The sequence below is a fragment of the Alicyclobacillus sendaiensis NBRC 100866 genome (assembly GCF_001552675.1).
GTDB classification, from domain to species: domain Bacteria; phylum Bacillota; class Bacilli; order Alicyclobacillales; family Alicyclobacillaceae; genus Alicyclobacillus; species Alicyclobacillus sendaiensis.
Window position 1 is genome coordinate 22,310 of the sequence record NZ_BCRQ01000030.1, and the last position, 9,441, is coordinate 31,750.

12 protein-coding genes are annotated in these 9,441 nt (G+C 65.4%); 11 read left to right on the forward strand and 1 reads right to left on the reverse strand.

All coding sequences use genetic code 11. The features are described from left to right. Positions 1 to 3: 3 nt before the first annotated feature. From flhB to AS26_RS07660, 11 genes are all read left to right on the forward strand, one after another. Positions 4 to 1,089 carry a flagellar biosynthesis protein FlhB gene (flhB, locus tag AS26_RS07615; RefSeq protein WP_062307982.1) on the forward strand — a complete coding sequence of 362 codons (1,086 nt, stop codon included), beginning with the start codon at positions 4 to 6 and terminating at the stop codon, positions 1,087 to 1,089. Between the two features lie 6 nt (positions 1,090 to 1,095). Next, positions 1,096 to 3,144 carry a flagellar biosynthesis protein FlhA gene (gene flhA, locus AS26_RS07620; protein ID WP_062307993.1) on the forward strand — a complete coding sequence of 683 codons (2,049 nt, stop codon included), beginning with the start codon at positions 1,096 to 1,098 and terminating at the stop codon, positions 3,142 to 3,144. After that, a complete protein-coding gene (gene flhF / locus AS26_RS07625; RefSeq protein ID WP_062307995.1) occupies positions 3,141 to 4,286 on the forward strand; it encodes a flagellar biosynthesis GTPase FlhF in 1,146 nt (381 codons plus the stop codon). The genes flhA and flhF overlap by 4 nt, the downstream gene beginning before the upstream one ends. Next, positions 4,279 to 5,163, forward strand: coding sequence for a nucleotide-binding protein (locus tag AS26_RS07630; RefSeq protein ID WP_062307998.1), 885 nt, complete (start codon positions 4,279 to 4,281; stop codon positions 5,161 to 5,163). The genes flhF and AS26_RS07630 overlap by 8 nt, the downstream gene beginning before the upstream one ends. Further along, positions 5,160 to 5,759 (forward strand): CheB methylesterase domain-containing protein, encoded by a 600-nt coding sequence (locus tag AS26_RS07635; protein ID WP_062308001.1) that lies wholly within the window; start codon positions 5,160 to 5,162, stop codon positions 5,757 to 5,759. The genes AS26_RS07630 and AS26_RS07635 overlap by 4 nt, the downstream gene beginning before the upstream one ends. Before the next feature lie 96 nt (positions 5,760 to 5,855). Further along, the gene (locus AS26_RS13810) at positions 5,856 to 6,005 is read left to right on the forward strand and encodes a chemotaxis protein CheW (protein ID WP_245629665.1); all 150 of its coding nucleotides are present in this window, start codon (positions 5,856 to 5,858) and stop codon (positions 6,003 to 6,005) included. Between the two features lie 20 nt (positions 6,006 to 6,025). Next, positions 6,026 to 6,490 (forward strand): chemotaxis protein CheW, encoded by a 465-nt coding sequence (locus AS26_RS07640; protein ID WP_083516014.1) that lies wholly within the window; start codon positions 6,026 to 6,028, stop codon positions 6,488 to 6,490. Then, positions 6,487 to 7,107 carry a chemotaxis protein CheC gene (locus AS26_RS07645; RefSeq protein WP_062308003.1) on the forward strand — a complete coding sequence of 207 codons (621 nt, stop codon included), beginning with the start codon at positions 6,487 to 6,489 and terminating at the stop codon, positions 7,105 to 7,107. Before AS26_RS07640 ends, AS26_RS07645 begins: the two co-directional genes overlap by 4 nt. Continuing rightward, complete coding sequence (locus AS26_RS07650; protein WP_062308007.1) at positions 7,100 to 7,588, forward strand: chemotaxis protein CheD; 489 nt, start codon at positions 7,100 to 7,102, stop codon at positions 7,586 to 7,588. The genes AS26_RS07645 and AS26_RS07650 overlap by 8 nt, the downstream gene beginning before the upstream one ends. 25 nt (positions 7,589 to 7,613) lie before the next feature. Further along, complete coding sequence (locus tag AS26_RS07655) at positions 7,614 to 8,315, forward strand: hypothetical protein (RefSeq protein WP_062308008.1); 702 nt, start codon at positions 7,614 to 7,616, stop codon at positions 8,313 to 8,315. 141 nt (positions 8,316 to 8,456) lie between these two features. Continuing rightward, positions 8,457 to 8,900 (forward strand): hypothetical protein, encoded by a 444-nt coding sequence (locus tag AS26_RS07660; RefSeq protein WP_157068461.1) that lies wholly within the window; start codon positions 8,457 to 8,459, stop codon positions 8,898 to 8,900. 80 nt (positions 8,901 to 8,980) lie between these two features. Here the strand turns inward: AS26_RS07660 and AS26_RS07665 are convergent, their stop codons facing one another. Next, on the reverse strand, positions 8,981 to 9,259 hold the full coding sequence (locus AS26_RS07665; protein WP_062308013.1) for a hypothetical protein: 279 nt from the start codon (positions 9,257 to 9,259) through the stop codon (positions 8,981 to 8,983). Between the last annotated feature and the right edge of the window lie 182 nt (positions 9,260 to 9,441).

Sequence of the window (9,441 nt, forward strand, 5' to 3'; positions counted from 1 at the left end):
AGGATGCGTACGCTGCAACTCCAGCGATTCGCCGCGGGTGAGCGCACGGAACGGGCGACGCCCAGGCGGCGTCAGGAAGCTCGAAAGGAGGGCCGCGTGGCCCGGAGCCCTGAGCTGACCTCGGCCGTGGCATTTGCCGCGGTGCTTGTGGCGCTGCGCATCCTGGGGCCCGCAGTCTGGGGCCAGTGGGAGAGCTTGATTCAGCGCGATCTCGCGAGCGCCGCGCCGAAGTCGTGGACCGTCGAGGACGTGCGCGCTCTGATGGCGGCCCAAGCCGTGACTGCGGCGCGGATCATGTTGCCCATCGCCCTCGTGGCTACCGCTATTGGGCTGGCCGCGGCGGTGATGCAGGTGCGCCCTCTCTTTGTCCCGCAGCTTTTGCTGCCAGACTTTCAGCGCATTTCGCCCGCGACGGGCTGGCGGCGGATCGCGAGCTTGCAGGGGGCCTTGGAAGCGCTCAAGTCCTTGCTCAAGCTGGCAGCTGTCGCGGGTGTCGCGTACACGTCTCTGGCGTCGCTTGCCCATCAAATGGAAAACCTGTCCGCGGTGGAGCTCGACGCCGTGCCGGGGATCCTCGGCGGCGCCGTGTTCAACCTCGCGATTCGCGTCGCGTGCGCCATGGTCGTGATCGCCGCCATCGACTATGCGTACCAACGATACAGCTTGGAGAAGAGCCTGCGGATGTCGAAGCAGGAGCTGAAGGACGAGCTGAAGGAGACGGAGGGCAATCCGCTGCTCAAATCGGCGATGCGCCGGCGCGCCCGGCAGATTGCCTCCAGGCGCATGATGCAGAACGTCGCCAAGGCGGACGTGGTGATCACCAACCCGACGCACTACGCGGTGGCGATCTGGTACCAGAGCGAGGCGATGAACGCGCCGCAGGTGGTGGCGAAGGGAGCCGACTTCGTCGCGCTGGAGATCCGCCGGCGAGCCGAGGAGCATGAGGTTCCGCTTGTGGAGAATCCGCCGCTTGCGCAGGCGCTGTATCGGACGGTCGAGATCGGCCAAGAGATCCCGCCCGATTTGTATCAGGCGGTGGCCGAGGTGCTGGCATACGTGTACCGCATGCGCAGGAAGGGGCGGAGGTGACGGGCGATGGCGAAGTGGTTGAAGCGGACCGATCTGATGGTCATGCTGTTTGTCCTCTGGACCATTGTGATGATTGTGATTCCGATCCCGCGCCCGCTTTTGGACGTGCTCATCCTTTTCAACATGTTCGTATCCATGACCATCCTGCTCGTGGCCATGAACACGTCCGAGCCGCTCGAGTTCTCGATTTTTCCGTCCCTGCTTTTGGTCACCACGCTGTATCGGTTGTCGCTTAACATCTCGACGACGCGGCTCATCCTGAGCCAAGGCAACGCCGGCGCTGTGATTCAGACGTTCGGGAACTTCGTCATCGGCGACAATCCCGTGGTCGGGTTCATCGTGTTTCTCATCATCATTATTGTGCAATACGTCGTCATCACGCGCGGCGCCGAGCGGGTGGCCGAGGTGGCCGCACGCTTCACGCTCGACGCGATGCCGGGCAAGCAGCTCGCCATTGACGCGGATCTGAATGCCGGGCTGATTCAGGAGGCCGAGGCGCGCCGGCGGCGCGAGAAAATCCAGCAGGAGGCCGACTTTTACGGGGCCATGGACGGCGCCTCGAAGTTTGTCAAGGGCGACGCCATCGCGTCCATGGTCATTGTGGCTATCAACGTCGTCGCGGGGCTCATCATCGGCGTCGCGATGCAGCACGACTCGTTCAGCCAAGCGCTGCACACGTACACCATGCTCTCTGTCGGCGACGGACTGGTGAGCCAAATTCCGGCGCTGCTTCTGTCGACCGCGACGGGGCTCATGGTGTCGCGCGCTGCCACCGATGAAAACATGGGCGCGGACGTGGTCAAGCAGGTCTTTGGATATGCCCGCGCCCTCTACGTGGTGAGCGGGGCCATCTTGCTGCTCGGCCTCATCACGCCCATCGGCATATTGCCCGTCATCCCCATCGCTGGCGGGGCGACCCTCATGGCTCGGCGGGCGGAGCGCCGCCGCGCCCAGCAACAGAAGCGAGAAGAAGAGGAAAAGGCCCGGCAAAAGCGGTCCGAGGCGAAGAAGCCTGAGAACGTCTATCAACTCATCACCGTGGAGCCGGTCGAGTTCGAGTTTGGCTACGGCCTCATTCCCCTGGTGGACGCGCGACAGGGCGGGGATTTCATGGAGCGCGTCGCCATGATCCGAAGGCAGCTGGCGACGGATCTGGGCGTGGTTTTGCCGATGGTGCGCATGCGGGACAATGTGCTCCTCAAACCCACGCAATACGTGATCAAGCTGAAAGGGGTTGAGGTCGCGCGAGGCGAAATCCTCATGGGACATTGGCTGGCGCTGAGCCCAGGGTTGGACAATCCCGAGGTCAAGGGAATTCCGACCAAAGATCCGACGTTTGGACTGCCTGCGCTGTGGGTGACGGGTGACATGAAGCTGCGCGCGGAGGCGAGCGGATACACCGTCGTCGACCCGCCGTCCGTCATGGCCACGCACCTGACCGAGGTGCTTCGGCGTCACGCGCACGAGCTCCTCGGACGCCAGCAGGTGAAGGAGCTGCTGGATCATCTGAAGCAGACTCATCCGGCCGTGGTGGAGGACGTGTACCCCGGAACGTTGTCGCTCGGGCACATCCAGCGCGTGCTCTGCAACCTGCTTGAAGAAGGCGTGCCCATTCGAGATCTGGTGACCATCCTCGAAGCGCTGGCCGACGCGGGCCGGCAGACGCAGGATGTCGATCAGCTCACCGAGAAGGTCCGCCAGCGCCTAGCGCGTCACATCTGCGCGCAGTACGCGCATGGCGAAGACGGGCTCACGGTGCTCACGTTCGATCCGGCGCTCGAGCGGGAGATGCAGCAGGCCGTCGTGGAGCAGGGCGGCGCGTTGTCCATCGGCCTCGAGCCGCAAAGGGCGCAGGCCTTGTTCCGAAGGCTCAAGGAGCTGTGGACCGACCTCCAAGGCGCCGGTCAATCGCCCGTGCTCTTGGTGCATCCGCGCATCCGCCTGCCGCTCAGCCGGCTGGTTCGCCGCTACGTGCCGGATCTGCCCGTGTTGTCGTTTGCCGAACTGGATCCCTCCATCTCGATTCATAGCGGAGGCGTGGTGAATGTGTCGTGATCGTGCGCCGTTACGTGGTCAAGGAAATGCCTGAGGCCGTCGCGTCCATCCGGCGCGAACTGGGACAAGACGCGGTCATTTTGAGCACGCGCAGCATCCGCGTGCGCAAGTGGCTGGGGCTGCGCTCCGAGCGCCGCATCGAGGTGATGGCCGCTGCGAAAGAGGATCTCGCGGCGACAGCCGGTGCAAGCTTCGGGCAAGCGCTGAAGAGGGCGATGGCGGAGTCCGCAACGGAACGGCCGTCTCCGTCGACGGAGTCCGAGGCGTGGGCGGAGCTCGCCCGCGAGATCGCCGAGATCAAGCGGATGCTCGCAGCGTCGCGGCAGCCAGACGATGCGCAATCGCCAGGCAGCCTCGGACCGGTTCAAGGCTGGCGCGCGTTCCTGCAGAACGAGGGGGTGGACGCCGTGTTGGCCGACCGGTGGGCGCGCATGGCGCTCGGCGAGCCCGACGTCGCCGGGGACCGCACCGCCCGCGCGGAGGCGCTCCTAGGGGCGATTCAGTCCGATCTCGGCGCGCTCGCGCATCCAGCGCCCATTCGGCGGGATAGCCGGATCGTGGCCTTTGTGGGGCCGACCGGCGTGGGGAAGACGACCACCATCGCGAAGATCGCCGCGCTTCACGTCCTGGCTGGCCAGCGTCGCGTCGGCCTGTTGACCGCGGACACGTTTCGCATCGCCGCCGTAGAGCAGTTGAAGACGTACGCAGACATCTTGAACGTGCCGATTGCCATCGCGGATGAACCGGACGACGTGCCCGGCGCGCTCGCCTCCCTTTCGTCGTGCGATCTCGTCCTTGTGGACACGGCCGGAAGGAACTTCTTCGCCTCGTCCTCCATCGAGCAGACCAAGCGCATGCTCGCGCCCATGGAGGCGGATGAGGTGCTTCTCGTGCTCTCTCTCGCCACGAAGCCGGCCGATGCGCTGAAAGTCGCGAATATGGCGAAGCCACTCGGCGTGGACAAGTTCATCTTCACGAAGCTGGATGAGACCTCGTCCGTCGGCATGGTTCCGAGTCTCGTAGCGCTGTGCCAGTGGCCCATTGCGTACGTGACCACAGGCCAGAATGTTCCCGACGACATCGACATCCTGTCGGTTCCGGACCTGCTGGCGCCGTGGAAGGAGGCGCGCGTCGATGGGTGATCAGGCGTCTCGGCTCCGCGAGCAGATGTCGCTCTGGTTGAAGTCGCAACGCGCCGGGTTCGACGCGATGTCCGACGATGGCCGCGCAGTCGATGCCTCATCGGCGCCCGTGTTCGCCATCATGAGCGGAAAGGGGGGCGTCGGGAAGACCAACCTGTGTGTCAACCTCGCGCTCGCGTTCGCGGAAGACGGGGTGCGGGTGCTCCTCGTCGACGCCGACGCGGGCTTTGCCGATGTGGAGATTCTGTTTGACTCGACACCTCTCTTGACCCTCTGGGACGTCGCCGCTGGCGCGCCTATGGAGGAGGCTCTGCTCGCGCCAAGGCCGCATGTGGACGTGTTGGCGGGCGGAAGCGGGCGATTTTTCGACGAGGTTGACGATACTGCCTGGAACCGGCTTTGGCGCGGCATCGCCAATGTTTCGCCTCGGTACGCGTGCGTGCTCGTGGACTGCGCGCCGGGCGTGCACGCGTTCGGAGAGCGGATGTTGCGGCAGGGCGCCCATCCCATCTGCGTCGTCACGCCGGAGCCCACGGCCATCACCGATGGGTACGCGCTCTTGAAGTGGATGCGCGTCAAGAAGCTGGGCGTGGAGCCGTGGCTCGTCGTGAACCGGGCCAAGTCGAGGGCGGAAGCCGACGACACCGCGGCGCGGCTTGTGGACGCGGCGGCGAAGTTCCTGAACATGCAGGTGGCCTATGCGGGCTGGATCCGCGACGATCCGGCGCTGGTGAAGAGCGTCATGGTGCGGCGCCCGCTGCTGCAGCTCGTGCCGGGATCGCCCGCAGCCTCGGGCTATCGGCAGCTGGCCCGCTGGGTTCGCGAGCGCGCACGTCCGGCCGGGCGAGGCGCGGACGGAGAGGAGACTGCCCGATGACCGAAGGCGGGTGCCGCGTCCGCACGCTCATCGTGATGGGCGCTTCGACGGGGGGGCCGGTCGCCGTGGGCGCCATTTTGCGGGAGCTTCCACTTCTCGACGCGTGCGCGGTCTTGATTGCGCAGCACCTGCCCGAGTCGTTCACGGAGCCCTTTGCGGCGCGGCTCCATCGGGAGAGCGCCTGGCCGGTGCGCCAGGCGGAAGACGGAATGCCGGTCGAAGGGGGGCAATGCTTCGTCGCGCCGGGCGGCCGGATCACCGAAGTGGTGCGATGTGGCGGCGAGCTTCGTTGCGCGGTTCGCCCGCCGGAGCCCGGGGATCGGTATCTGCCCTCGATTGACGCGCTGTTTGCGAGCGTCGCTCGCGTGCCGGACATTCGGCGCATCGGCGTGCTGCTCACAGGCATGGGGCGGGATGGCGTGGACGGCCTGCGGGCCATTCGCGAGTCTGGAGGCTTCACCATCGCAGAGGCGCGGGAGACGGCCGTCGTCGACGGGATGCCGCGCCGAGCGAGGGAGTCCGGATGGGTGGACGAGATTGTCCCCCTCGGAGCTATCGCCCGTCGTTTGGCCGACTTGTGTCGGTTCGGGAGATGACACGGTGCACGAGGAATACCTGGAGGCCTTGTTGGCCGAAGCGGCGGAACACGTCGAACGCCAGGAGCCGTTCTGTCTCGCGCTTGAGCGTTGATCGTGGATCAAGTTCTGGACGAGATGGAGATCGTGAACAAGCCGCTCGGCCGATTCCTTCAGCATGTTCGAGAATTCTCCGGCGCCACCGTGCTGTGCGACGGCCGGGTGTCGCTCATTCTCGACGTGCGTTCCATCGCAAATCCCGCGTAGTGGCGAAGGAGTGACGTTTCGTGGATTCGTATGTCGTGATGCGCGTGGGCTCCGAGCGGTACGGCGCACATGTCTCCCAGGTGAGATCCGTGGAACGCGTCGGGGAGATCACGCCCGTACCGCGGACCTTGCCCTTCATCAAGGGCGTGATGCACCTGCGCGGCGCCATCGTACCCGTCATCGATCTCGCGGAACGCGTCGGTTTGGTCCACGGCTCGGCGGACCACGACGAGCGGCGGATCGTCGTGGCGGACGTCGACGAGATGGTGGTTGGTATGCTGGTGGATGCGGTGGAAGATGTCGTCCAAATTGCGCCCGAAGCCGTGGAACCCCCGCCCTCCGTCGTAGGAGGTCTGGAGGCCGTCTACCTCCGGGGCGTCGCGCGGCTCGGCGACGATCTCCTGGTGTTGCTCAACTTAGAGCGGGTGTTTTCGGCCGTCGAAACGGAGCAGCTCAAACAGGTGGAAAAGATGGTGCATGGATGAATTCCTATGAACTCAGCTCTGCCGATCTCGACGCCCTGCGCGAGTTTGGCAACATCGGAGCGGGTCACGCCGCGACGGCGTTTTCCGCGCTCGTGGGTGGCGTCGTTCGCATCTCGGTGACGGACGCCCGCCTGTGCCGATTCGCCGAGGTGGTGGACGTCGTGGGCGGCAGCGACGCGATGGTCGTCGCGGTGTACATCCGGATCGAGGGCGAGATCGCGGGGAACATGTTTGTCGTGCTGTCGACCGAAAGCGCGGATCGCCTGGTGGACGAGCTCATCCCGGGGCGTGAACACGGCCGTCCGTACGGCGAAATGGAATATTCCGCGCTCGGCGAGGTGGGAAATATCCTCTCGGGCGCCTATGTGGCCGCCATCGCCGACCTGTGCGGCGCTCGGCTCACGCAGTCCATCCCGGCGGTCGCCATCGACATGGCGTCGGCGCTTCTCGACATCGGGCTCATGTACGGCAGCAGCGAAGACAATCAGGTGTTATTGATCTCCACGCGCGTCACCCACGGGGGGCGAGAGATCCAGGCGCACTTTTTCCTGCTTCCGGACTTCGACAGCGCCTCGACCCTGTTTCAGATCTTGCGGGGAAAGATGCCAAGTGACTGACGAGGGGATCGAGATTCGCGTGGGGATTGCGGAGGGGGCCATCCTGCGCGGGAAGGGACGGCTGGTGACGGCAGGCCTTGGATCGTGCGTGGGTGTGGTGATTTATGACGCCGAGGGACGTGTCGCGGGCTTAGCGCACGTGATGCTGCCCGAGAGCCCGCCCCGCGACATCCGAGCGCCGCACAAGTACGCGGACACGGCCATCGACTGGCTCATCCGTGAGATTGTGGAAGCTGGAGGGTGTCCGCGGCGTCTGCGCGCGAAGTATGCCGGCGGAGCGCAGATGTTTCAGGGCGTGAAGATGGAGGCGCTTCGCGTCGGTGAACGGAACGCGGAGGCTGTGAAAAAGCGGCTTGCGGATCGAGGGATTCCGGTGATGGCGAGCGACGTGGGCGGGCATCAGGGGCGGACCTTGTGGTTTGACCTGCCGTCCTGTGTCCTCACGGTTCGAACCGCCAGGGGCGAGACGCGCGCACTGTGATGTTGCGCGGGAGGAGGAATGAACGGTGTGGGAGACGCTCATTCTGGCCGTGGTGTGCGTCGTGCTTCTGGCGATGCTGTACGCGGTGAGCGGCGGATGGAGAACGCATCCGGGCGTCAAGGGATTTTTCCGTTGGACGGCTGCACAGCTTCGCCTGCGCGGAGCCGGGTCAGGCCCGTCCCGGAACGCGCTTCGGGTGGATGGCGCGCGAGGGGAGACAGCAGGCGGCGGGGATCGCACGGAGGCGCGCGCGGCGATCCAGGTCCTCGAAGAGATGTATCGGGAGTGGGACCAGCGAAGCCGAGATCTCGAGGTGCGGATTCAGGCGCTCGAGGCGGCGGTCGCCGAGATCGCCGGAACGCTCGGTGGCTTGCGTGAGGGGAGGCGCGACGGAGGCGGAGCGGTGGGGGAACATGGAGCGCCTGCGCGGACTGCGGCGCTTTCCGAACCGGTTGGCGAGCAGAAGGCCCGTGACCAAGTTGCGGGAGAGAAGCCGAAGCGAGAGGCCCATGAGCATGTGGCCGACGTGCGAGGGCAGGAGCGCGACGGCGCGCAGCCGGGCGCCCAGACTTCGCGGGAGATGTTGTATTTCTCGATCCTTGATCTCCTCCACGAGGGCCGCACGCGCGACGAGATCCGGAACCTACTCGGCGTATCGGCGGACGAGATCGCCATGGTGGAGAAGTTGTTGCATCGCGCGGACGGCTCCGATTCCGGCGTTCACTGATTCGCCGCGCGGCTTGTGAGATGGCCGTGGGAACGCCCGCTGTCACCGTCCCTCGGCGCCGCGTACGATGGATGGTGGAGGTGGAAACCCCGCCTTTTCGACTGTAGGCGTGTACAACGCGCGTTAGGCGAGGGACATGGTATGAAGGCGAAGTCACGGCGCCGTGTGGCGCGCAGGCGGTGCGGCGGTCATCACTCGCAGATATGGATGGCGCCGCCGTTATCGCGCGGAATGGTGGAAGCCCGCAATCCGGCTGGCGAGGGGCGAGAAACCCTCGCGTTGGCTCGTCCGCGGACGGATGAGCAAATCGTTGGCGCGGAGGGCGAACCTGGCGGCCTTAGGTCGACCTTTCGTGTGGGGGCTCAGGAGATTCACAGGGGAGACGTCGTCACGGTGTACACTGTCGGACTTGGCCCAGGAAGTCCGGGGTTCACGGGCGTGGTGCTGAAATCGACGCCTTTGTACCTTCACCTTGGGCTGTTTGCGCACGACGGAGAGTCGGCAAGCGGTCACCGCCCCATCGTCGCGGAGGCTATCATTCGCTGCGACCAAATCGCCTGTGTCGTGCGCCGCATTCCGCGCTGAGCCGGCCGCGGTGGCGAGAAGGTGAGTCAGGCTCAGGCTGTGAGGGGCGACGAGAGGAGGGCCCTCTCGCTCGCGAAACATCACAAGTCGTTCTGAATGAGCGACGTGATTTGGTTGAGCGGAATGGTCGCCAGTGCGCCGAATGTGGTGCCGCTTCCCGCGGTGCCGATGGCTCCGGTGGCCCCGCTCGGCGCGGAAGCGGGCGCGAGCAGCAGGTACAGGTTGTTGCTGTCCACCCCGATGAGGGCACCCGTGAATCCGCCGCCGCCGGCCCCACCCGCGGTGGTGAATACGGTCACGACTTCGCCGAGGTGGAGTTCGCGAACCGAGTCCGCGATGTTGAAGTTGTTGGTCGCCATATGCCTCTCCCTCGCTTTTTCGTCAGATTTGCGCCGCGAGCCGCGCGATTGGCGGCACAGTTTTTTGCGGCACAGTGTAGCGAATGCAGAGGTGGGAGCGGCCGTCACGGACAAATCACCTGGGGAAAACGCGTAAATCAAGCGTCACGTGGCGGATGTTTCGGGGGTGGCCCTATCGGCTC